The sequence below is a fragment of the Halalkalibacter alkaliphilus genome, assembly GCF_023555415.1.
Classification (GTDB): domain Bacteria; phylum Bacillota; class Bacilli; order Bacillales; family Bacillaceae_D; genus Halalkalibacter; species Halalkalibacter alkaliphilus.
Window position 1 is genome coordinate 224,296 of the sequence record NZ_JAKRYL010000003.1, and the last position, 23,724, is coordinate 248,019.

At 37.6% G+C, this 23,724-nt stretch carries 24 protein-coding genes; 18 read left to right on the forward strand and 6 right to left on the reverse strand.

Translation table 11 applies throughout. The annotated features are described in order from the left end of the window. The first annotated feature begins 208 nt into the window (after positions 1-208). Positions 209-2,044 carry a translational GTPase TypA gene (gene typA / locus MF646_RS04215; RefSeq protein WP_250095243.1) on the forward strand — a complete coding sequence of 612 codons (1,836 nt, stop codon included), beginning with the start codon at positions 209-211 and terminating at the stop codon, positions 2,042-2,044. 21 nt (positions 2,045-2,065) lie between these two features. After that, a complete protein-coding gene (locus tag MF646_RS04220) occupies positions 2,066-2,392 on the forward strand; it encodes a YlaH-like family protein (RefSeq protein ID WP_250095244.1) in 327 nt (108 codons plus the stop codon). A 21-nt stretch (positions 2,393-2,413) separates the two neighbouring features. Here the strand turns inward: MF646_RS04220 and MF646_RS04225 are convergent, their stop codons facing one another. After that, the gene (locus MF646_RS04225) at positions 2,414-2,617 is read right to left on the reverse strand and encodes a YlaI family protein (protein ID WP_250095245.1); all 204 of its coding nucleotides are present in this window, start codon (positions 2,615-2,617) and stop codon (positions 2,414-2,416) included. A 225-nt stretch (positions 2,618-2,842) separates the two neighbouring features. Between MF646_RS04225 and MF646_RS04230 the strand changes: the two genes are divergently transcribed. Together MF646_RS04230 and MF646_RS04235 are read left to right on the forward strand one after the other, a co-directional pair. Continuing rightward, on the forward strand, positions 2,843-3,301 hold the full coding sequence (locus tag MF646_RS04230; RefSeq protein WP_250095246.1) for a pyridoxamine 5'-phosphate oxidase family protein: 459 nt from the start codon (positions 2,843-2,845) through the stop codon (positions 3,299-3,301). 220 nt (positions 3,302-3,521) lie between these two features. After that, positions 3,522-4,853: a PhoH family protein gene (locus tag MF646_RS04235; RefSeq protein WP_250095247.1), complete on the forward strand. Its 1,332-nt coding sequence runs from the start codon at positions 3,522-3,524 to the stop codon at positions 4,851-4,853. A gap of 65 nt (positions 4,854-4,918) precedes the next feature. Here MF646_RS04235 and MF646_RS04240 read toward each other — a convergent pair whose 3' ends face one another. After that, on the reverse strand, positions 4,919-5,434 hold the full coding sequence (locus tag MF646_RS04240) for a peptidyl-prolyl cis-trans isomerase (protein WP_250095248.1): 516 nt from the start codon (positions 5,432-5,434) through the stop codon (positions 4,919-4,921). 222 nt (positions 5,435-5,656) lie between these two features. On the opposite strand from MF646_RS04240, the gene glsA reads away from it, so the two are divergent. From glsA to pyc, 3 genes are all read left to right on the forward strand, one after another. Next, the gene (glsA, locus tag MF646_RS04245) at positions 5,657-6,586 is read left to right on the forward strand and encodes a glutaminase A (RefSeq protein ID WP_420842476.1); all 930 of its coding nucleotides are present in this window, start codon (positions 5,657-5,659) and stop codon (positions 6,584-6,586) included. A 99-nt stretch (positions 6,587-6,685) separates the two neighbouring features. Then, positions 6,686-6,967, forward strand: a complete 282-nt coding sequence (locus MF646_RS04250; protein ID WP_250095249.1) for an Fpa/YlaN family protein — start codon at positions 6,686-6,688, stop codon at positions 6,965-6,967. 278 nt (positions 6,968-7,245) lie between these two features. Then, positions 7,246-10,692 carry a pyruvate carboxylase gene (gene pyc, locus MF646_RS04255; RefSeq protein ID WP_250095330.1) on the forward strand — a complete coding sequence of 1,149 codons (3,447 nt, stop codon included), beginning with the start codon at positions 7,246-7,248 and terminating at the stop codon, positions 10,690-10,692. A gap of 199 nt (positions 10,693-10,891) precedes the next feature. Here the strand turns inward: pyc and MF646_RS04260 are convergent, their stop codons facing one another. Then, positions 10,892-11,791 (reverse strand): COX15/CtaA family protein, encoded by a 900-nt coding sequence (locus MF646_RS04260; RefSeq protein ID WP_250095250.1) that lies wholly within the window; start codon positions 11,789-11,791, stop codon positions 10,892-10,894. Between the two features lie 297 nt (positions 11,792-12,088). Between MF646_RS04260 and cyoE the strand changes: the two genes are divergently transcribed. The 6 genes from cyoE (at position 12,089) to MF646_RS04290 (ending at position 17,818) form a co-directional block, all read left to right on the forward strand. Further along, a complete protein-coding gene (gene cyoE, locus MF646_RS04265) occupies positions 12,089-13,024 on the forward strand; it encodes a heme o synthase (protein ID WP_250095251.1) in 936 nt (311 codons plus the stop codon). A 112-nt stretch (positions 13,025-13,136) separates the two neighbouring features. Further along, positions 13,137-14,165 carry a cytochrome c oxidase subunit II gene (gene coxB / locus MF646_RS04270; RefSeq protein ID WP_250095252.1) on the forward strand — a complete coding sequence of 343 codons (1,029 nt, stop codon included), beginning with the start codon at positions 13,137-13,139 and terminating at the stop codon, positions 14,163-14,165. Positions 14,166-14,192: 27 nt separating this feature from the next. Next, the gene (gene ctaD / locus MF646_RS04275; RefSeq protein ID WP_250095253.1) at positions 14,193-16,061 is read left to right on the forward strand and encodes a cytochrome c oxidase subunit I; all 1,869 of its coding nucleotides are present in this window, start codon (positions 14,193-14,195) and stop codon (positions 16,059-16,061) included. Positions 16,062-16,064: 3 nt separating this feature from the next. Continuing rightward, positions 16,065-16,679: a cytochrome (ubi)quinol oxidase subunit III gene (locus MF646_RS04280; protein WP_250095254.1), complete on the forward strand. Its 615-nt coding sequence runs from the start codon at positions 16,065-16,067 to the stop codon at positions 16,677-16,679. A 13-nt stretch (positions 16,680-16,692) separates the two neighbouring features. Continuing rightward, positions 16,693-17,037, forward strand: coding sequence for a cytochrome C oxidase subunit IV family protein (locus MF646_RS04285; RefSeq protein WP_250095255.1), 345 nt, complete (start codon positions 16,693-16,695; stop codon positions 17,035-17,037). Positions 17,038-17,257: 220 nt separating this feature from the next. Next, a complete protein-coding gene (locus MF646_RS04290) occupies positions 17,258-17,818 on the forward strand; it encodes a DUF420 domain-containing protein (RefSeq protein ID WP_250095256.1) in 561 nt (186 codons plus the stop codon). 50 nt (positions 17,819-17,868) lie between these two features. On the opposite strand, the gene ytvI is transcribed toward MF646_RS04290, so the two are convergent. After that, complete coding sequence (gene ytvI, locus MF646_RS04295) at positions 17,869-18,927, reverse strand: sporulation integral membrane protein YtvI (RefSeq protein WP_250095257.1); 1,059 nt, start codon at positions 18,925-18,927, stop codon at positions 17,869-17,871. 170 nt (positions 18,928-19,097) lie between these two features. Between ytvI and MF646_RS04300 the strand changes: the two genes are divergently transcribed. Next, entirely contained in the window at positions 19,098-19,547 is a 450-nt protein-coding gene (locus MF646_RS04300) for a TcaA NTF2-like domain-containing protein (protein ID WP_250095258.1), read from the forward strand. A gap of 31 nt (positions 19,548-19,578) precedes the next feature. Here MF646_RS04300 and MF646_RS04305 read toward each other — a convergent pair whose 3' ends face one another. Beyond that, the gene (locus MF646_RS04305) at positions 19,579-19,929 is read right to left on the reverse strand and encodes a YugN family protein (RefSeq protein WP_250095259.1); all 351 of its coding nucleotides are present in this window, start codon (positions 19,927-19,929) and stop codon (positions 19,579-19,581) included. A 403-nt stretch (positions 19,930-20,332) separates the two neighbouring features. On the opposite strand from MF646_RS04305, the gene MF646_RS04310 reads away from it, so the two are divergent. From MF646_RS04310 to MF646_RS04325, 4 genes are all read left to right on the forward strand, one after another. After that, entirely contained in the window at positions 20,333-21,406 is a 1,074-nt protein-coding gene (locus tag MF646_RS04310; protein ID WP_250095260.1) for a CAP domain-containing protein, read from the forward strand. 237 nt (positions 21,407-21,643) lie between these two features. Continuing rightward, complete coding sequence (locus MF646_RS04315; protein ID WP_250095261.1) at positions 21,644-22,072, forward strand: YlbD family protein; 429 nt, start codon at positions 21,644-21,646, stop codon at positions 22,070-22,072. Positions 22,073-22,096: 24 nt separating this feature from the next. Then, on the forward strand, positions 22,097-22,360 hold the full coding sequence (locus MF646_RS04320) for a YlbE-like family protein (RefSeq protein WP_250095262.1): 264 nt from the start codon (positions 22,097-22,099) through the stop codon (positions 22,358-22,360). A gap of 91 nt (positions 22,361-22,451) precedes the next feature. Next, positions 22,452-22,898 carry a hypothetical protein gene (locus MF646_RS04325; RefSeq protein ID WP_250095263.1) on the forward strand — a complete coding sequence of 149 codons (447 nt, stop codon included), beginning with the start codon at positions 22,452-22,454 and terminating at the stop codon, positions 22,896-22,898. Here MF646_RS04325 and MF646_RS04330 read toward each other — a convergent pair. Beyond that, positions 22,885-23,658 (reverse strand): ATP-grasp domain-containing protein, encoded by a 774-nt coding sequence (locus tag MF646_RS04330; protein WP_250095264.1) that lies wholly within the window; start codon positions 23,656-23,658, stop codon positions 22,885-22,887. The genes MF646_RS04325 and MF646_RS04330 overlap by 14 nt on opposite strands. Positions 23,659-23,724: the final 66 nt, after the last annotated feature.

Below are 23,724 nucleotides of genomic sequence, written 5' to 3' on the forward strand. Positions count from 1 at the left end.
AAAAGAAAAACCCCAACATTGTGACAAATACGTTAAACATGGTACAGATAGTGTTAAGGAGGGTGTTTATCTAAGTCATTTACGCTCATAATATCTAATATATAAAGTAAGAATAACGTTTCGTGCAATGTATTTGTCGATAATTGTTCCTTTATAAAGAATTTATGATATACTTGTACAGTTAATGAACGAATAAGGAGAGAAAAAAATGACAATTCGTAACGATATACGTAACATCGCTATTATTGCCCACGTTGATCACGGGAAAACAACATTAGTTGACCAATTATTAAAACAATCGGGTACTTTCCGTGAAAATGAGCAAGTAGATGAACGTGCGATGGACTCTAATGCACTTGAGAAAGAGCGTGGAATTACAATCCTTGCTAAAAATACAGCAATTAACTATAACGATAGACGGATTAATATTATGGATACCCCAGGACACGCTGACTTCGGTGGAGAAGTAGAACGTATTATGAAAATGGTTGATGGTGTATTGCTTGTCGTTGATGCATATGAAGGATGTATGCCACAAACTCGTTTTGTATTAAAGAAAGCCCTAGAACAAAATCTGACTCCAATCGTAGTGGTCAATAAAATTGATCGTGACTTTGCTCGTCCAGCAGAAGTAGTTGATGAGGTTATTGATTTATTTATTGATTTAGGAGCGAATGAAGATCAGTTAGAATTCCCAGTTGTGTATGCTTCGGCCATAAATGGAACAGCAAGTATGGACGCAGAAAAACAAGATGACAACATGTCAGCTTTATTTGATACAATTATTGAAACAATCCCAGCTCCAATTGATAATAGTGATGAGCCTCTTCAGTTCCAAGTTACAATGCTTGATTACAATGACTACGTTGGTCGTATCGGGATTGGCCGGGTGTTTAGAGGGACAATAAAAGTTGGACAGCAAGTAGCTTTAATGAAGCTTGATGGCTCTGTTAAACAATATCGTGTTACGAAGATGTTTGGCTTTTTAGGATTAAAGCGTGCAGAAATTCAAGAAGCGAAGGCTGGAGACTTAATAGCGGTTTCTGGTATGGAAGAAATCAATGTTGGTGAGACGGTTTGCCCAGTAGAACATCAAGAAGCTCTTCCAATTTTACGTATTGATGAACCTACTCTACAAATGACATTCCTTGTTAACAACAGTCCTTTTGCTGGTCGTGAAGGAAAATTTGTAACAAGCCGTAAGCTTGAAGAACGTTTGAAGTCAGAACTTGAAACAGATGTAAGTCTTCGTGTAGAAAATACAGAGTCTCCGGACGTTTGGATTGTCTCTGGCCGTGGTGAGCTTCATCTTTCAATTCTAATTGAGAACATGCGTCGTGAAGGATATGAGCTTCAAGTTTCTAAGCCAGAAGTTATCATTCGTGAGATAGATGGTGTGAAGTCGGAGCCGATGGAACGAGTACAAATTGACGTTCCAGAAGAATATACGGGATCTGTTATGGAATCAATTGGAGAGCGTAAAGGTGAAATGCTAAATATGACAAATAACGGCAGCGGACAAGTTCGTCTAGAGTTTTTAGTACCAGCACGTGGTCTGATTGGTTACACAACAGAGTTCCTTTCACAAACTCGTGGTTATGGTATTATTAACCACTCGTTTGACAGCTATGCGCCTCTAACTCCTGGACAAGTAGGTGGACGTCGTCAAGGTGTACTAGTTTCTATGGAGACAGGTAAATCAAGTCAATACGGGATTATGCAAGTGGAAGACCGAGGTACAATCTTTGTAGAGCCTGGAACGGAAATTTATGAAGGTCAAATTGTTGGGGAACATACTCGTGATAATGACCTTGCTGTTAACATCACAAAAATGAAACAACAAACAAATGTCCGTTCTGCGACAAAGGATACAACTGTTACGATGAAAAAACCTAGAATAATGACGCTTGAAGAAGCTCTTGAGTATTTAAATGAGGACGAGTACTGTGAACTAACACCAGAATCAATCCGACTTCGCAAGAAAATTCTTATCAAATCAGAGCGTGAGCGTGAAGAGAAACGTAGAAAGCTTGCGGCGAAGTAACAAGAAAAAGTTGGTGATCGAATGGACAACCAGTTTACGGAAGAAGAATTAGAAGCATTAACATGGATGATGCGAATGACGGCGGAGAATCCATGGTATGGTTTTTTATCGTATCTAGTCGTCGTTTTATTAACCATTGTTGTATTTAATTTAGGTTTTGCAAGAGAGTTACCTGTTCTCAAAAAAGCAATAGTGTATGTGTTGTTGGTTATCGGTAGTTTTGTCATGTGGTTTTTAGAATTTGCATTTGGTGCTCCAATTATCGCAGTATTAATCATCTCAGGAGTTATACTTGGTATGTATCGATTCAGGCTGCATAAGCATCGAAAAGAAAAAGAACAAGCTTAAAAAGGAAGAGAGCGTTTGGAATTAGATCCATTCGCTCTCTTTTTTTGTTTCTACTGTTAATTGAAATGAACTAGAGGCTTTTCTTGTCTCTGTTCGTTCCTTTATGCGTTCATAACAAGCATCACACATATACGTATGAATTGGCCGGTTACGTAGACGTTTAGCTAAAGGTAATTGATCGTCTAATTTATCAATTTTATCACAAAGTACGCATTTCACTCTCATGGGTATAATCACTCCATTCTTCTTTCATTTTAACAAAAAACAGAAAAAAAGCTATATTCAATGAAAAAAGATGGGTTATCTGAAAAGGTGTGATTTTGACCTTATTAAATTAACCCCAAATTTAATAAGGTACTTTTTTAGAAAAAGTGTAATGAAGCGCTCAAACTCGTTGAAAAATAATGGTATGATAGATGATGAATGTAGAAAAAACAGGGAGGGTATGATATGGCCAACCAAGTTGAATATGCATTAACAGAAGAGATGTTACCATTGCTTCAAAAGGAATGTTACGTAACAATAGCAACTATTGATTATGAAAAAAATATTCCGTATGTAAAAGCTATTTCATGGGTGTATGCTCCTAATGTACAAACTATACGAATTATGATTGATAATCGTTCACGAATTGTTGAAAACATTAAGACCAATGAAGGTGTCGTTCTTACTTTGATTGCTAATGGATCAACATATTCAATAACTGGATCTGCAAAGATTGTGACTGAACGTATTGAAAATCTTCCGTTAAAATTATCGATGATTGAAATGGAAATTCAAGAGGTGCGCGATGTGATGTTTTATGGGGCAAAAATGACGATAACGCCTTCTTATGAAAAAACATATGATGCAGAAGCTGCTGCCAAACTCGATCGTCAAGTTATGGAAGCGTTAAAGAAAAAGGAATAAACCATGTTTTGTCCAAATAATAGTGACTATTTTTGTCCGTTATTTGGATTTTTTTATTATAACCACGTTTTGTTTTCGATTCTTTCGTCTAAGTTTGACAGCTTGAACATACATTCATATTAAGAGGATAATTGAACAATTGGTTAAACATACGGACCGACTTGTTCAATTTGCATAACTTAATAGTAGTTGATAAACGATTCTTTAGTCAGGAGGCGGAATGTTGAAAAAAATCTACGTATTGGACACGAACGTACTCTTACAGGATCCTTACTCCATTTTTTCATTTCAAGATAACGAAGTAGTTATACCAGCAGTTGTGTTAGAAGAGGTGGACTCGAAGAAACGCTATATGGACGAGATTGGTCGGAATGCACGACAATTTTCAAAATTAATAGATAATCTCAGAGGGATGGGGAAGTTACATGAAGGGGTCCCAATAGAATCAGGTGGTAAATTAAGAGTTGAATTAAATCACCGATCATTTTTGCGATTAAAAGATTCGTTTGCAGAAATGACAAATGATAATCGAATTATTGCAGTAGCCCTTAACCTAATGATTGAAGAGCAAGAACGAATTAATGGAAGACATGTGATTCTTGTTAGTAAAGATGCCTTAGTACGAGTAAAGGCTGATGCGTTAGGTTTGCCGGCTGAAGACTTTCTAAGTGATCGCGTAGTAGAATTTGATCATGTATATCCGGGCTATGTTGAGATCTTTGTAGATGCCGATGTTATGAAGAAGTTTTATACAAATGGAGAAATTGCTATTTCAGAGTTAACAAAACACCCGTTTTATCCGCATCAATTTATTATAATGAAGGATGCTTTAGGTAGTTCTAGTTCGGCATTAGGAAAAGTCGAACCAGATGGAAAAAAAGTAAAGCCTTTTATCAGTGAGCCCGATCATGTATGGGGGATACGAGCGAGAAATGTCCAACAGCGAATGGCATTTGAATTATTGTTAAGAGATGATATTAGTCTAGTGACAATGATAGGGAAGGCTGGGACTGGTAAGACACTATTATCCCTTGCAGCTGGACTTATGCAGACAGAGGACCTTGGAAAGTACAAAAAGCTCGTTGTAGCAAGGCCGGTTGTACCACTCGGGAAGGATATAGGTTATTTACCAGGAGAGAAAGAAGAGAAATTGCGTCCGTGGATGCAACCAATTTATGATAACTTAGAATTTTTGTTTGATACGAAAAAGCCTGGTGAACTTGATCAAATCCTTGCTGGTATGGGATCAATTCAAGTTGAAGCATTAACGTATATTCGTGGAAGAAGTATTCCAGATCAGTTTATCATTATTGATGAAGCGCAAAATTTAACAAAGCATGAGGTGAAAACAATTTTAACTCGTGTAGGTGAAAGAAGTAAAATTGTATTAATGGGCGATCCACAGCAGATAGATCATCCATATTTAGATGAATACAATAATGGTCTTACCTATGTGGTAGAGAAATTCAAAGATCAAACAGCAAGTGGGCATGTTAAATTAGTGAAAGGTGAACGATCAGGATTAGCGCAGCTAGCAGCTGATTTACTATAGACTTAGCACTAGCTAAAAAAATCGCACTGCAGTGGCAATTGTTCGCTGCAGTGCGATTTTGGGAGTCACCCCTTCTGGAGAGTGAACTTACATACATTTTTAATTGGGCTTGTTTGATTTGAACCATCTCCAAAATAAAAATGGATAGGGCCATCTTCGCGAAGTGGTTGTCCTTTATGGGAAAATCCAACAATACCAGCTAAGGCATCCGCTAGTGTTACTACGTGTTGGGTGCCGTTTTCTTCCGTTATTTCCACATTGGCTACCCCTTTTAAAGGTTCTGCGTTTATTAAAAATGGTTTGAGAGGCATCCCGAAAGAACCGTTAATTAACTTTTGCTTTTCGTACCTAATTTCATTTCCATTACTATTAGGGCGCGGTGGAGCTGAGCCTTCTGTAATTTCTTTATCCCATTGAGCCGAAATGGCTTTTTTGTATGCCGTTTCCTCATCTTCTTTTGTTTTTATTTCTTCAAAATATGTATCGAGATCTACCTTTCTTTCATCAAATATCCATACAGTGGGATCGATCGTTAATGGGTGTCCAACTTCTCCTTCAATAAAAAAAACAAACTCTTGCATATTGTCCCCTCCTATAACAGTTTCTTTTAAGTGGAATTAGAGCTCTTATGTAGTGCCCCATGTTTAATCTTTAAAAAAGTTAAGAATTGTAATAATAATGGAGCGGCTTCGCTCTATTTCTCTAACTTTAGAACAACCTCTTAAAGTATAAAGTGTTTCAATGTTTTTGTCACTTTTGGTAAAGGATATGAGGTACATACTTATAGGTGAGGTGGAATTTACGTGGTTTGTCATTATGGGAAAGATTTAAAAGAGATGATTGAACAAGTAAAGGGCTATACAAAGAGCGGCAAAGTAGCTGATTATATTCCGGCTTTATTAAAAGCCAACGGTGACGATATTGGTGTGGCGATTTTTGATGGAAATGAGACGTGTTTTAGTGAAGGAGAGCATCATAAACCTTTCACATTACAAAGTATCTCAAAAGTCCTTACATTAGCATTAGCGTTAATGGACCATGGAGAGGATGTTGTGTTTAGCAAGGTCGGAATGGAACCGACAGGAGACCCGTTTAATTCAATAGCAAAATTAGAATCACACATTCCTTCAAAGCCTTTAAATCCAATGATCAATGCAGGTGCTCTTGCTGTTACTTCTCTAATAAAAGGTAGCTCTAATGAAGAAAAATTGGATAGACTTATTCAATTTGTTAGAGAATTAAGTGGAAACAGTCAAATTACGTATAATCAAAATGTGGCAAAGTCAGAATTTGAGACGGCTGACTTGAACAGGTCGCTCGCATATTTTATGAAGCAGCATGGGGTTATATCAGGTGAAGTAGATGTGTTACTCGATTTTTATACAAAGCAATGTGCGATAGAAGTTGATTGTGAAGATCTAGCAAAGATTGGCTATTCTTTAGCACATCAAGGGGAACATCCAGATAAAAATTATTCCATTATACCATTTGAAATAGCGAGATTAGTGAAAACTTTTATGGTTACTTGTGGTATGTATAATGCTTCGGGTGAATTTGCTATACGTGTTGGCATACCAGCAAAAAGTGGAGTGTCTGGGGGGATTGTTGGTGCGGTTCCGGGGGGGATTGGCATCGGTCTGTATGGTCCGGCACTAGATGAAAAAGGAAATAGTATTGCAGGAATGAAATTGTTAGAATTGATATCAGCTAAGTATCATCTGAGTATATTTTAGAAAGTTATAAACCAGCCCTTTGTTGTGAAAATCGTTGCAATTTTCTTTTGAAAAAGATACTATTAAGACAAGGAAAATTCAACAAAGGAGGGGATCAACATGTCAGCAGAAATGGTGACTGGAGATAAAGAAAAAGCATTTGCCCTTCTGAAATCAGATGCGGATAAAATTCGCCAGCTTATTGAAGTGCAGTTGGAGAATTTAACGATGCCCCAATGTCCTCTCTATGAAGAGGTTCTTGATACACAAATGTTTGGACTGTCAAGGGAAATTGACTTTGCTGTACGTTTGGGTCTAGTCAATGAGGAACATGGCAAACAGATTTTAGGAGAATTACAACGTAAATTAGATGACTTACATGAGGCATCTGTGAGAAAATAAAGATCAAGCTATTATATAATAGCTTGATCTTTATTTTCTCCGGAAAAGAAAGCGCTTATTTTCCAAGGAGATAAAAAGGTCGCCTTTCACTTTTTCAGTGCCCTCGCTTGAGGAGGGTTTAAAAAATGATTGCCAAGGGAATCTCCTATTATCTATACTGGAATAAAGCTCGAGATCAGAGTAATGACAGAGGCTCACTCATTTTGTGGAAGATAGTGAAAAGAACAATCGTGCAATGGGGAAAGACAAATTTAGGAGAAGGAAGAGAGGTTGAAAGCATGAACGGGTTAACAAACATTAAAAAAGTACTTGTAGCTAATCGTGGGGAGATAGCGATTCGTATTTTTCGAGCTTGTACGGAGTTACATATCCGAACAGTTGCCGTTTACTCTAAAGAGGACTCGGGTGCCTACCATCGTTATAAAGCAGATGAGGCGTATTTAGTTGGTGAAGGTAAGAAGCCAATTGAGGCATACTTAGACATTGAAGGAATTATCGAAGTAGCTAAGTTACATGACGTTGATGCGATCCACCCTGGTTATGGATTTTTATCTGAAAATATTGATTTTGCAACACGGTGTCAGGAAGAGGGAATAATCTTTATTGGTCCAGAACTTGAGCACTTAGTGATGTTTGGAGATAAAGTTCAAGCGCGTGAACAAGCGGTAAAAGCCAACCTTCCTGTTATCCCTGGAAGTGATGGGCCTGTACATAGTGTAGAGGATGTACAAGCCTTCGCTAGTCAGCATGGTTTTCCATTTATTATAAAAGCATCGCTAGGCGGCGGTGGGCGTGGGATGCGGATTGTACGTAATGAGAAAGATTTAAAAGAGTCCTATGATCGCGCAAAATCAGAAGCTAAATCCGCTTTCGGAAATGATGAAGTTTATGTAGAGAAATTTATTGAAAACCCAAAACATATTGAGGTTCAAATACTAGCAGATAAACATGGAAACATTGTTCACTTATACGAAAGAGACTGCTCAGTCCAACGTCGACATCAAAAGGTTGTTGAAATTGCCCCTAGTGTGTCTTTACCTGAAGGTGTTCGTAAAGATATATGCAATGCAGCAGTTCAACTTATGGAAAATATTCATTATGTGAACGCTGGAACAGTGGAGTTTCTTGTTACGGATTCAGGAGAGTTCTATTTTATTGAGGTGAATCCTCGTGTTCAAGTAGAACACACAATCACGGAAATGGTAACAGGCATAGATATCGTCCAGTCACAATTATTAATTGCAGATGGCGAACAGCTTCACGGTTCAAAGCTTGGTATCCCAGAACAGGGGAAAATTGTTTGTAATGGATATGCGATTCAGTCACGTGTGACAACAGAAGACCCAAGCAATGGTTTTATGCCAGACACAGGACGTATTAATGCTTACCGTTCAGGTGGTGGATTTGGGGTAAGGTTAGATGCAGGAAATGGTTTCCAAGGCGCAATTATTACACCTTATTATGATTCTCTTTTAGTCAAAGTATCAACGTGGGCTCTTACATTTGAAAGTGCTGCAGCTAAAATGTTGCGAAATTTAAGAGAGTTTCGTATTCGTGGTATTAAAACGAATATAGCGTTTTTAGAAAATGTTGTACAACATCCGCAATTTCTAAATGGTGAGTACAACACATCGTTCATAGATACGACACCTGAGCTTTTTGTCTTTCCGAAAAGGAAAGACCGAGGTACGAAAATGCTATCGTTCATTGGTGAGACGATCGTCAATGGATATCCTGGTCTAGAAAGCACGAAAAAACCAGTTTTTGATAAAGCGCCAGTTCCTAAGCTGAAATATTCCGATTCTATTGTAGATGGGACGAAGCAAATTTTAGATAAAGAAGGTCCTGAAGGCTTAGCTAACTGGGTGAAAAATCAGAAAGAAGTATTGCTTACGGATACAACATTCCGCGATGCACATCAATCATTGCTTGCAACAAGAGTACGTACTCATGACTTGAAACAAATTGCTGAGCCAACTGCTCGTATGCTTCCGAATTTATTCTCACTTGAAATGTGGGGAGGAGCAACGTTTGATGTAACGATGCGCTTTTTGCACGAGGATCCGTGGGAGCGCTTAATCACACTAAGAAAACAAGCACCTAATGTCTTGTTCCAAATGTTACTTCGTGCATCGAATGCTGTCGGGTATACCAATTATCCCGATAATGTGATTGAGGAATTTGTTGAGCAATCAGCAGATGCTGGTATAGATGTATTTCGTATCTTTGACAGCTTAAACTGGGTAAAAGGAATGACACTCGCGATTGATTCCGTGCGTAAGAGCGGAAAGATTGCTGAAGCTTCAATGTGTTATACTGGCGATATTTTAGATCCTTCTAGATCGAAATATGATTTAACGTATTATATAAACTTAGCTAAAGAATTAGAGCAGTCTGGTGCACATATTCTTGGTATTAAAGACATGGCAGGATTGCTTAAGCCAGAAGCAGCATATCAGCTTGTGACAGAGTTGAAAAGTACAATAGATGTTCCGATTCATTTGCATACTCATGATACAAGCGGCAATGGTCTATTTACTTATGCACGTGCCATTGAAGCAGGGGTAGACATTGTTGATGTTGCTGTAAGTTCCATGGCAGGTCTTACATCACAGCCTAGTGCAAATAGTTTGTATTATGCGCTAAGCGGTTCTGAACGTCAACCAAATGTCGACGTTAAGTCCCTAGAGCAACTAGCCGAATTTTGGGATTATACCCGCAAATACTATGCTGGTTTTGAAAGCGGAATGAATGCACCACATACGGAAGTCTATGAACATGAAATGCCAGGTGGCCAATATAGTAACCTTCAACAACAAGCAAAAGCGGTTGGGCTTGGTGCGCGTTGGAATGAAGTTAAAAAGATGTACAGAACGGTCAATGACATGTTCGGTGATGTTGTAAAAGTAACACCTTCTTCTAAAGTTGTTGGGGATATGGCTCTTTATATGGTTCAAAATAACTTAACGGAAGAAGATGTGTATGAGAAAGGGGAAAAGCTTGATTTCCCTGACTCAGTTGTAGATCTCTTCCAAGGTCAATTAGGTCAACCGTATCAAGGGTTTCCTAAAAAGCTTCAAGAGATCATCTTAAAAGGAAGGAAGCCAATTGAGGGAAGACCTGGTGAAACGATGGAACCGGTAAACTTCCAAGAGGTGAAAGAATCTCTATTTAAAAAGTTAAATCGTCAAGTGACAAGTCACGATTTACTTTCATACGCCATCTATCCAAAAGTATTTATGGAATTTGAGCAGTTCCGTCAACAGTTTGGAGATATTTCTGTTCTAGATACACCTACATTCTTCTACGGCTTGCGTTTAGGTGAAGAAATTGAAGTGGAAATTGAGAAAGGGAAAACTTTAATAGTGAAACTGGTCTCCATTTCAAAGCCAAAAGAAGACGGGACACGTATCGTCTACTTTGAGCTAAATGGACAGCCTCGTGAAGTGATGATAAAAGATGTAAATGTTCAAACGAGTTCTGTGGCACGACCAAAAGTAGATAACGATAACCCAAATCAAATTGGAGCTTCAATGCCTGGAACGGTAGTTAAGACGCTGGTTTCAAAAGGAGATAAAGTGAAAAAAGGTGATCATTTAATGATTACAGAAGCGATGAAAATGGAAACTACAGTTCAAGCTCAATTTGATGGTATTGTTAAGGATGTCTATGTTAATGATGGAGATCCCATTTTAACGGGAGATTTATTAATTGAATTAGCATAATAAGAAAAGTTGGTCTACTCTTTCATATGAGCGTAGATCAGCTTTTTTTTGATGGGGTCAAATAAAGACGTATAAAATCAATTAAACTGGGCAATAAATGAAAAAATGACAGCGAGAATGGAAGCCGCTGAAAGAGGGCACTAAAAAAGGGAAAACCGCCTTTTTTAGTGCCCTCAGAAATGCTGTCATTTTTTCAGGTTTATTTTGTTGGTTTGCGGAGTAAGACCATTGCCATATAAGCTAAGTTAGAAAATAAGATCGAAATGATTAATGCATGCAGTAGACCTATTGATAAAATATCGTTCTGAGTAAATACAACTGAAATTCCAGTAATCATTTGTAAAATAATAAGAATAAAGGCAATGATGCTTGTCCAAACGAGCACTAGCTCATTTCGATAGCTGCTAATTGTCCACATCATAAGAATAAGCAACAAAATCGCCAACGTTATTCCTGCTACCCTATGCAAAAATTGCACACCCATTGGTCCGGTTAGTCCAGGGAATACCATTCCATTACATAAGGGGAATCCAGCACAAGCTAAAGCTGAATCAGTGTGTTTCACATATGCACCAGTGTAAATAACGGCATAACAATATGTGATAACAAAGAAGAAAAATGCTTTATACCCTCTTGTTACTTTAGGGGCTATCTGTTTAGGCTTTCCATCTTCAAATGCTAAGATCATTAAGAGAACAACAGATGCAAGCGACATTGCTGATATACCGAAATGAAGGGCTAATATTGCTTTTGATTGGCCAAAGACAACGGCTCCTGCACCAAGTAAACCTTGGAAAATTATTAGAGCGACGGCAGCAATAGCCATGAATTTCGTTTCTCTCACATGCTTAAGCTGCTTCCATGACCAAATAGCAAGTATAATGACCATTGCACCTACTAATCCAGAAACAATTCTATGACTATATTCAATGATCGTTTCAATAGCAGGATTGACAGGGATCACCTCTCCAAAACATAAAGGCCATGTTGCACCGCATCCTTCTCCCGATCCCGTCTTTGTAACAAGTGCACCTTGAAGTAGGACAATGAGTAGGCCTATTGAGGTCAGAATGCCGTAGACTTTTAATCTTTTATGCATTCAATTCACCTTTCCTTCTATAAAATTGTTAAGATATATGCTAGAGTTAGCAAGGGAAAACTTAAAAGCTTCCTCATTGATCTTAAAAACAAACGAGAGAAAAGTCAATTTTACTAGAGTGAATTTTTTATGGACGTCGCTAAATGTGAAGATAATGTGAAACTCATGATTTTAATGAAACTAAATAGATTTTAAGATATAATGTGACTTGTAGCACATCTAGTTAATTTGTTTCCTATATTTAATTTTTACGAAAGTGCTCGAATTGGTTGACTCTACAAAGGGGGTGAAGAATTGATGAATAAGACTAATACTGTGTTGGACTCATCAAAAGTTATAGCTAGTCCTGATTCATCAGTTGCTGTTAGTCAGCAAAAGTCATGGAAGGACTATCTAGTACTTGCGAAGCAAGGGATTGTTACGTCGAATTTGATTACTACATTTGCCGGGATATACTTAGCGGCTGTTTATACAGGGGTAGGACTGGGATCACATTTAGCAACAATGTTCTTTGCACTAATTGGTGCGGCGCTTGTCATGGCAGGTGGTTGTACGTTAAATAATTACATTGATCGAGATATCGATCACATTATGGAACGAACGAAGGATCGTCCAACGGTTACAGGGCGTTTTTCTGCTAATCATGTATTGTTAGTTGGATTACTCCAAGCGGCTTTTGGTTTAGGCTTTTTAGCTCTAACGACAGCAACAGCAGCTGTCATTGGGTTAATTGGATTATTCATATATGTTGTTTTATATACAATGTGGACAAAGCGTACGACAACGTTAAACACCATTGTTGGTAGCTTTTCTGGAGCTGTACCGCCGTTAATTGGTTGGGCAGCCATAGATGGAAGTTTACACACATTTGCTTGGGTTTTATTTTTTATTATGTTCTTTTGGCAACCGCCACATTTCCTAGCACTTGCAATGAAGCGCGTGGAAGAATATCGTGCAGCAGGAATTCCTATGTTACCGGTTGTTGCGGGGTTTGAAGTGACAAAACGACAAATGGTCGTCTATGTAATTGCTTTACTGCCAGTTTCACTTATGCTATATCCATTTGGTATTGTGTATACAGTTATAGCAGCAATACTCGGTTTAGGATGGATTGTGTTAGGATTTGCTGGTTTTAAAATGAAAGATGATATAAAATGGGCAAGGTTGATGTTTGTATACTCGCTCAATTATTTAACTATTCTCTTTGTTCTTATGGTTATTGTTCATATTTAATAATGCAGATATCTCTATTACTATTGGAAGATATTAAAATGAATAATGACTGTAGATATATATCTTAATTGTAGTTTTTAACTACGTAACGAAAGTGAGGTTGGATTGTCAGATGAAACTTTGGAAAACTGCATGGCGTTTTCTACCTCTTTCATTGCTCGTGTTTGTTCTAACGGGTTGTTTGGGAGAGACGAACTTAACTGCCCTTGATCCAAAGGGACCACAATCACAATGGTTATTTGACAACATGTTATTATCGTTGTACATCATGGCCTTAGTGACAATTGTCGTATTCGCAATCTTTTTCATTATTCTTGCAAAGTACCGTCGTGCTCCAGGAGACGATGAGATTCCAAAGCAAGTACACGGAAATACGGCACTAGAAATTACTTGGACTGTTATCCCAATTATCTTGTTAACAATTTTAGCTGTTCCAACAATTACTGGACAATTTATGTTAGCTGATGTAGAGCCTGATCCAGAGATCGGTGAAGATACAGTCTATATTAAAGTAACGGGGCACCAATTCTGGTGGCAATTTGATTATGAAGATGAAGGTTTTACTGCTGGTCAAGAAGTATACATTCCAGTAGGAGAAAAGGTAATCTTCGAATTACATGCACAAGATGTGTTGCATTCATTCTGGGTACCAGCTTTAGGTGGTAAGCTTGATACGGTTCCAGGTATTACGAACCATATGTGGCTAGAAGCTGATGAGCCAGGTGTTTACAAAGGAAAATGTGCTGAGCTTTGTGGTCCTTCCCATGCATTAATGGACTTTAAACTTATTGCACTTGAGCGAGATGAGTATGATGCTTGGGTTGAAGGAATGCAAGCAGAAGTACAAGAGCCTACAGAAGCATTAGCTCAACAAGGAAGAGATGTTTTTGAAGCTAGCTGTATTGGCTGTCACGCAGTAGGCGGCATGGGTTCAGCTACTGGGCCTGCTCTATCAGACTTTGCAAATCGTGAAGTTGTTGCAGGATACTTAGAAAACAATGATGAAAATTTAGAAGCTTGGATTCGTGATCCTGAGTCTCTAAAACAAGGCAATAACATGCCAGCATTTCCAGATATGAGCGATGAAGATATGGAAGCGCTTATTGCTTACCTTCGCTCTTTAGACGTACAAAACAATTAAAAATTGATTTAAAAGGAGGTAAAACCTTTGGCTGCACAAAAACAGGAAAAAAGCGTTATTTGGGATTGGTTAACAACGGTTGACCATAAAAAGCTTGGAATCATGTATTTGATTGCAGGGGCGCTTTTCTTTGTAAAAGCTGGTGTGATGGCGCTATTTATGCGTATCCAGCTCATGTATCCAGAGATGAATTTCTTAAGTGGTCAAACATTTAATGAATTCATTACGATGCATGGTACGATTATGCTATTTTTAGCTGCCACACCATTATTATTTGCATTTATGAACTATGTCATACCACTACAAATTGGGGCCCGTGATGTGGCCTTCCCATTTGTAAACGCACTAGGTTTTTGGATTTTCCTTTCAGGTGGTTTGTTACTTAGTATGAGTTGGTTCTTTGGTGGAGGACCAGACGCAGGTTGGACTGCGTATGTACCACTTTCAAGTCGTGACTACGCAGGACTAGGTCTTGACTTTTATGTATTAGGTCTACAGGTATCAGGTATTGGTACACTAGTTTCAGCAATTAACTTCTTAGTAACAATTATTAATATGCGTGCACCAGGAATGACAATGATGCGTTTACCATTATTCGTATGGTCATCATTCATTTCTTCTACTTTAATTTTATTTGCTTTTACGCCACTTGCTGCTGGTCTTGCACTTCTAATGTTTGACCGTATATTCGATGCACAATTCTTCATTCCGAATATGGGTGGTAATGTTGTTTTATGGCAACATATCTTCTGGATCTTTGGTCACCCAGAAGTTTATATTCTAGTGTTACCTGCTTTTGGTATCATCTCTGAGGTTATTCCAGCATTCTCTAGAAAGCGTCTTTTTGGTTATACCGCAATGGTATTTGCTACAATGATTATCGCTTTCTTAGGATTTATGGTTTGGGCTCACCACATGTTCACAGTAGGTATGGGACCTGTTGCAAACTCAATCTTTGCGATTGCAACAATGACAATTGCGGTTCCGACCGGTATTAAAATCTTTAACTGGCTATTTACAATGTGGGGCGGAAAAATTACGTTTAATACAGCAATGCTTTTTGCGTCTTCATTCGTACCAACATTCGTACTTGGTGGGGTAACAGGGGTTATGCTTGCGATGGCACCTGTTGACTACCTTTACCATGATACGTACTTTGTTGTAGCTCACTTCCACTACATTATTGTTGGTGGTATCGTATTAGCATTGTTTGCTGGTCTTTTCTATTGGTATCCAAAAATGTTTGGACATATGTTAAATGAAACGCTTGGAAAGCTTTTCTTCTGGGTATTCTATATTGGATTCCATTTAACGTTCTTTGTTCAACACTTACTAGGTCTTATGGGGATGCCTCGTCGTGTTTACACGTATCTTGGCGATCAAGGGCTTGATACATTTAACTTTATTAGTACAATTGGAACATTCTTCATGTCAGCAGCTGTCATCCTACTCGTGATTAATGTAATCTATTCTGCATTTAAAGGTGAGCGTGTAACAGTTGCAGATCCATGGGATGCTCGTACGCTTGAGTGGGCTGTTCCTACTCCAGTGCCAGAGTACAACTTTGCACAAACACCACAAGTTCGTTCATTAGATCCGTTATTCTATGAAAAAATTCATGGTGATGGAAATATGAAACCGGCTGAACCAGTTCAACCGATTCACATGCCTAATGGATCAATTTTACCTCTAATTATCTCTGTAGGTCTTTTCTTTGCAGGATTTGGGATGATTATGTTAAACATGGAAAACCCAATTATTAATCCATGGATTGTTGCAGTTGGTGGTTTAGCTATTACATTTGGCGCAATGTTTGTCCGTTCTGTGAAAGAGGATCATGGCTACTATGTTCCTGTTGAGCAAGTAAAAGCGGATCTTAAGAAAGGAGGAAACTAAGAAATGGCGGGACATGTAGATACTTCAAAAGGGCTTCCTTCGCATCCGGAGAGAGCGACGCTAGAAGGTAAAAACAAATTTCTCGGTTTCTGGTTCTTCCTTGGAGGAGAAACAATTCTTTTTGCAACGTTTTTCGGAACGTATTTAGGGCTTCGAAACGGAGTTGCTGATGGACCAACGTCACAAGACTTGTTCCATTTACCTCTTGTTTTTATTATGACAATGTTGCTTTTAACAAGTAGTTTAACAAGTGTATTGGCAATGTTTGCGATGAAGAAAAATAAGTTCGGTACATTTAAAATTTGGATGTGGATTACCGTTTTACTAGGTCTTGCATTCTTAGGATTTGAGATTTACGAATTCTATGAGTATGTACACTATGGGCTAGGTTTTACAACAAGTGCCTTTGGTTCATCCTTTTATTCATTAGTTGGATTACACGGTGCTCACGTTGCTTTTGGTTTGTGCTGGATTACTGTCCTACTTATTCGCTACAATAAAACTGGTATTACATTAACGAATGCTCCTAAGTTTTATTTAGCAAGTTTATACTGGCACTTCATTGACGTCGTGTGGGTATTCATCTTCACGGTTGTATATCTTATGGGAGTAGTATAAGGGGGGCTAGTACATGGCAGATAACTTAAGTACACCATTTGAGAAAAGTGCGATGACAGAAGAAGAGAAACGTCAGACGAGTAAGGAAATTCGAAAACAGATTATTGTGTTCGCTTTGATGATTTTCTTAACGATCATTTCGTTTTTAGCTGTCGGAGCAGATATTATTCCACGCTCATTTGCAATTCCGTTTATTCTACTTTTAGCATTGGTACAACTTGCATTACAGTTGTTATTCTTTATGCATTTAAAAGATAAGGATCACGGTTGGGCAACTGCGTTTATGATTTCTGGTATCTTTGTTACAGTACCAACAATTGCAGCGCTAATGTTGCTAATTGGTATTACAAAATACTAAATGAAAGTAAGAGGTGACTCTAGTGATAGAGTCACCTCTTTTTTAGGTATAGAGGTTAATTACGACGGTACTAAAAAAGGGTGTTACCTTTGTAGTGCCTTACCTTTTTATGGGTTCAAACCAATTTTTGTTCATGATATTGTAAAGAGCGAGCATAGTATAGTGTTGGTTTTTTGTTGTATAATGAACACGTATGAAAACTAGAAGAAGGCGTGATTAAATGAACGAACAAAATAATCAAGGGGTTTTAGGTCAAAATCATCGTAAGCGTAATTATAAACCTGCTATTATTATCATTACGATTTTAATTAACGGATTAGTAGCACTACTTGCAGGTTTACCTGGAGTTGAAAATTTCAATGCATTTGATGTGAAGATTCTTCCATTGATGAATGCCATTTTTAATAGCTTTACATTCTTATTCTTGCTTGCGGCATTAATTGCGATTATGAAGAAAAATGTAGTTATCCATCGTCGTTTTATTTATGCAGCGTTTATTACAACTACTCTATTTCTTGTCACATATGTAGCCCATCATTTCTTATCCGCCTCTACTCCATATGGAGGAACAGGGGGCATGGCTGGATTCTATTATTTTATATTAATTACGCATATTATTTTAGCTGCAGTGATTGTTCCTCTTGCTCTTACTTCTGTTGCTCGTGCTTGGAATATGGAAAATGAGCGACACCGTAAGATTGCTAGGTGGACAATGCCTTTGTGGTTATATGTAAGTTTAACAGGTGTTCTCGTTTATATTATGATTTCACCATATTATTAAAAAAACTTGGTCACGATGGTGACCAAGTTTTTTTACGTTTTTTACTAATGTTAGATCTTAATATTTAATTTAATAATTCCAGCTTCTTTTGCTGAAGTAAAGGCGATAACAAGCAGTGGTCCTATAACAAAGCCCATAACGCCAAATAACATAAGACCTAAATACATCGCAATTAGAGTAGCTAGAGGTGACAACCCTATTTGTTGCCCCATTACTTTTGGTTCGACAGTTCTCCGGATAATGAGTAATACAGCAGCTAAGATTAACAGTTGAGTCCCTATAGTAGTATTGCCTGCAATTAATTGAAAAATGGCCCATGGAGCTAAAATGGCAATGGATCCGATTAAAGGAATAAAGTCAATTAACCATATGATAAAAGCCATAAGTAACGCGTATTCTGGAACGATTAGTAGCAATCCTATAAGAGAAACAATAAAAATGATAATACTAACTAAAAATTGTGCTTTGAAAAATCCCCAGATGACATATGTTAACCGTGAAGTCATAAAATTGACCTTATCTTTTGTTCGATCGGAAAGATAGGTAAAAGCTTTATCTTTTAATGAAGGTAATTCAAGCATAAAAAGGAACAAGGCAATTAAATAAACAATAAATGTAACTAAGTATCCGGGAATACTTGTAATAACTGATGCCACGTCATTTATTAAATTACGTTCAGCAATCGTTGTTCGAATTGAGTTTAATGTATTGGTTACTTGTTCATTAATTTCTTGAACGAGATCTGGTGGAAGATTTTGATATTCTTCTTCTAAACTTCGTTGGAAATTAAGCCAAGCTCGATTAATATCGTTAACGTATTGCGGTAAGTTTTCTACAATTTGTGTTCCTTGAGTGACTGCTTGGGTTGTAATATAATAACCAGCTAGTCCGATAAAGAAAACAAATAAAGTAAACACAATCATTACGGCTATATTTCTTTTTATTTTGGCTCGTTTATGTAACGCAGTGACAGCAGGTGTCAAAATAAGTGCTGTTACAAAAGCCGCAATAAGTGGGATCGATACAGGTAAGATAAAATAAGCTACAAGTAAAACGGCAAGAATGGTTATTATAATTATTAACGTCTTTTTTGTCATTAGTGCTGCCAATGTGAGACTCCTCTCTCGTAATGCTATCTTTATTATATTACGAACCTAAACAGATGAACAGGTTAATGACTTAATTTCCTAAAGTCGTCATTTTTAATCGTTACTACTTGCTTCAGATTCTATGTTATAATCATTCGAAGATAAAAAATAGGGAAACAAGGAGAGTTTGAATGCAAAAGTTGTGTATCTATATTATGTTGTTAATAGCCTTAACAGCATGTGGTTCTTCAGAGCCTGAAGAATTAATATTACTAGAAGGCGAACGAGCAGATGAGGTTGCTGATTTCTTACTTTCATACAAGGAACACATGATTGAGTCAGTTAATACTGGTGATTTTAACAAGTTAGAACCTTATTTAATTACAAATAATAGTTTCTATCACTCTTTAAGGCGTTATTCGAGCGATTTACATGGAGAGCGCTCGACAAAAGAGTTGGATCATTTTGATGTACAAGCAGTCTATGAAGATGAAATTGGAGAAATTCATGCTGATGTTGACGAAATGGTGACATTGTACGAGCATGGTGAAGAGAAGAAGATTTCTAGGAAATTACGCTTTGAACTCGTTCGTGGCGGGGATGATTCTTTACGGATTGTAACGATAAAAGAAAGAAAATAAGACAACGAGGGAGTCCCTCGTTGTCTTATTTTTAGTTTGTCTCGATATTTTTTAATAGTAACTCAAGTTTTTTATTACACTTATCAATAATTGGCTGTGGGAATGTTTCTCCTTCATATTCAACACCATGAGGATAATAGTGTTTGCCAAGCATTGGTGTCATGAGTTTTACAATTGTATCGTCTTTAGGAATATCTCCTTTTACTGCATATGCAGGAACACGAAGGTAATAGACATCTCCTTGATTGACAATTTTGTAATCGAATGTTACTCGTTGGTAATCCCATTGACCAGCATGAATAAAGCCAATTGATTCTGCAGCGTAACGAAGAGTTTCAAATTTTAATTCTTTGTCTGCAAGTTCAATATGTTCAAATTTCACTACGAATGCGCCTCCAATTCATCAAATATGTACTCTACTTATGATAGTATGAAAACTCTTCAGTTGCAATCAATTAATCATGAATGTTTTATGGATAAAATTTCTTCGACAGTATTGGTGTTAGAAGCGACACAACCTTACATAGTTAGTGAAAGGATATGACAAGGTGCACTGCGAATTTTTTGTAAAGGATATTAAAGAGTGTGTGACTATTACATTTGTTGTTAACAATGGAATACAAGATCTTTTAATTGGCCTGTTTTCGTATAATAATTAATGCTGTGAAGAAACGTTTTTCTCGGAGTGAAATGGAGCGCAATGGAACGAACATGTGGAGAACACGTACCCAAAGAACAACAATGTATGCGAAAACAGCCATTTAATTTGAGAGAGAGGGGAGTATATGAAGAAAAAATATATGATAGCAGGAACTGTTTTGCTATTTGTTTCCATCATCCTTTTTGAGAACGTATATGAGGATCAAATTTCAGAATGGTTTCAACAGACAGAGACCTATGAGGAAGAGACGTTAGCTGCTGAGGAGGTTTCCTCAATCGTAACACAAGCAGAGGAAGACGATTCATTGTCTTTTGCAGACCATGAGCTTTTTATAGGTTTGACAGATGAAGAAATAAAAAATGAATTTGGTGAACCGACGCGCATTGATTTATCGGCATACGGGTATGACTGGTGGATTTATCCATTTTCAAATAATTCCTATATGCAATTAGGGATAGAGAAGGGTGAGGTTGTTACAGCCTTTCTAACAGGTAACATACGAGGAGAATCGCTTTCTTTAGGGCAGACGTATGATGAAATAAATGAGTTATTAAAATTTAAAGAAAAAGTAGATGTAATATCAAGTGATGGAGGAATGTATCAATTTGAATTAACAAATGAAGATTTAAAGATGAGACCACTTGGTCAGATTGAAGATGTGTGGGTCCAATTTTATTTTGATACGCATACAGATGAATTATCGAGTATACGTATTCTAGAAAAGGACGTCCTCATAAAACAGAGACCTTATTCCGTTTCTTACCGAGGAGCACCTCCAGAGCGTCCAACTTTTTCTGAGGATCAGTGGGCTCGGATTGAAGAAGGGAATGCAAAACAAATTTTTGACTTTACGAATATTATACGAACTAGACATGGTTTAGAGCCTTTTGAATGGGAAGAAGATGTGTCTAGAGTTGCTTATTTACATAGTAGGGATATGAGTGAGAATGAATATTTCTCACACACATCACCTACCTACGGAGAAGTATCGGATAGGTTTGACCGCGGAGGTGTTCCTTTTATGTTAGCCGGAGAAAATATTGCGGCTAAATATGTTGATGGTTTGGCTTCAGTAGAAGGATGGTTAAATAGTGAAGGGCATCGTGTAAACCTGCTGCACAAAGAATTTACGCACTTGGGCGTAGGAGTATTTAAAGAGCACTATACCCAAAATTTCTTAACACCTTGGCAACTGTAAATTGTTTTGTTGTCTTCTTACTATGTAAGAGAAATCTGTCCTTTTATACTTTTAAAGAGGTAGTAACTCATTTTTTCCGGGTTGTTCTACAGGGTCAAAGAGAGAGGCCTTTTAGAACAACCCCTTCTTGTTTAACAAATTGTAGCAAATAACTAATAAGGTGATTGTTTTTCGCGAACGTTGGACTGGGCACCTGTGTAAACTATTATAAAGAAGAGAAAAAGGAGGACGAAGGAGATGGAATCTAGACAGGGTTTGCATCCTTCTGTTGAAGAATTTAAACAATTCATGAAGTCTCACCCACATTTGTTGAAAGAAGTAAAAGAAAAAAGAAAAACGCTTCAAGAACTTTTTGAAGAATGGAGCGTCTTAGGCAGTGAACATGAGCAATGGGAAAATTATGAAAAAACGACTCTTACTAATGGTGCGAAGGCAGAAACTGAAGAAAGTGTAGAGAATGAAAAGTCATCCAAAAGTGCAAGTGATACGCTTGGACAGATTATGGGACTTATCAAACGCATGAATGTCGATGACCTTCAGTACCACCTTACGCAATTTAGTTCGGTACTGTCTAATGTTCAAAATGTCATTCAATCATTTCAGAAGCCTTCTAATCCACCACATCAAAGGCAACAAGACCATCCATTTTCATTTCGGCGTGACTAATTGATTGTATAGGAGGAGATTAGTGTGAGAGCTGAAGTTCAACAAATGCTTTATGAACGCCCTGAACTACGCCAATATATAAGGCAGCATCCTAATTGGTATCGCAAATTGTCAAGAGATCCGAGTCAATTCACAACCTTAGAAAAGGAGGCAAACCAGTTTTACGGGCGTACTCTTCCTCAACGGGTAGAAAGGGTTCAAAATTCTCTTGGGCTTGTCATGATGATGATGGAAATGTTAAAAATGGGGCAATCAACTGTTGGTGATTCACAAGGGCCTGTTCAATAGATGACAGGTCTTTTTTTATGCTTAATGAAGCGAATAGAAGATCGAAGGAAGTGAGACGATAAAGGTGACAAAATATAGGAGGAGCAGGAAAATGTTGAAATCTGCAACTGTTTTAGTGTGTGTTCTTTTTCTTATTTTAAACTTCTCACCTACTGTGAGAGCAAATGCAGACATCGCTGAAAAAAACGACCTTAAAGGTTTACATATCGTCCCTTTGCAAAATACGGGCGTTGTTCGAGTACAAATAGGTGGAAAAAGAGAATTAAATGTCTATCATGAAGTTAGGCAAAATGATTTGTTCGTAGAGTGTTTTGTTAATCACTTCTCGTTTAATCAAGAAAAAGCCGGAGCACTTCATCAAGATGGAGAAGGGCATATCCGACTTTATATAAACGATGAGCATGTTGATACTCTTTATGAATCAGCCTTCCTTATTGAGGACGTTCCTTCAGGTGAACATGAAATACGAGTCGTTGTTGTAAAAAATGACCGTTCGCCATATGACCTTGAAGAGACATTTGTAGTTACGATGGATTGACTGTTTTTTGTAGGTAATTATAGATTGTTTGTTCAATCGATACTCCTAATTGTTGAAAACCTTGATTACCAAAAAGAGTATTAAATTCAAGGAAGTAATATTTTCCACCAACGGAAATGACATCAAATCCAGCATGGTTGACACCTAAATTTCTAGCGGTTGTTCGTACAAGATCAAGAGCTTCTTCAGGAATATTCTCAAAAGAAATCCGTGCACCTTGTGCTACATTGTTTCGGAAAGTATTATGATCATTGATTCGCCAATAAGCTAATGCAACATCATCTCCAACAAAGCAAACACGTAAATCTCGGTCAATTGGTAAGTATTCCTGTACATAGAAATATGGATTGTTTTCGGCATATTCGTTAAATTGCTTATGACTTTCAATTAAAAATACACCTTTGCCCATTGAATTACGAATTTCTTTTGCAACAAAAGGAAAAGGAAATTCTGCGAAAACCCGATTAATATTATCGTGATTACGACCTAAAATTACCGTTCGTGGAACATGGTCAGGGCATACACTCCATAGAGCGCGGGTTACTTCAATTTTATTAAAGCCCATTTGAATGGATTGAATACTTGGAAAAATAGCTTTTTTCATACCATACACAAGTGCATTTACTTGCCAGTTTTCGGGGAACAAACAAACGTCTGCATTAGCAATTTTTTCGCGTTCGTCGAACATACGCTCAGGCTTCACATACTGGATGCCTGGCATACCAATTGTTCGAAATGGGTTAAATGTTACAATCTTCATTTATTCGACTCACCTTCTTTATACAATTAAACAAGACGAGTGAATTATAGACAAAGTCAGGAGGGA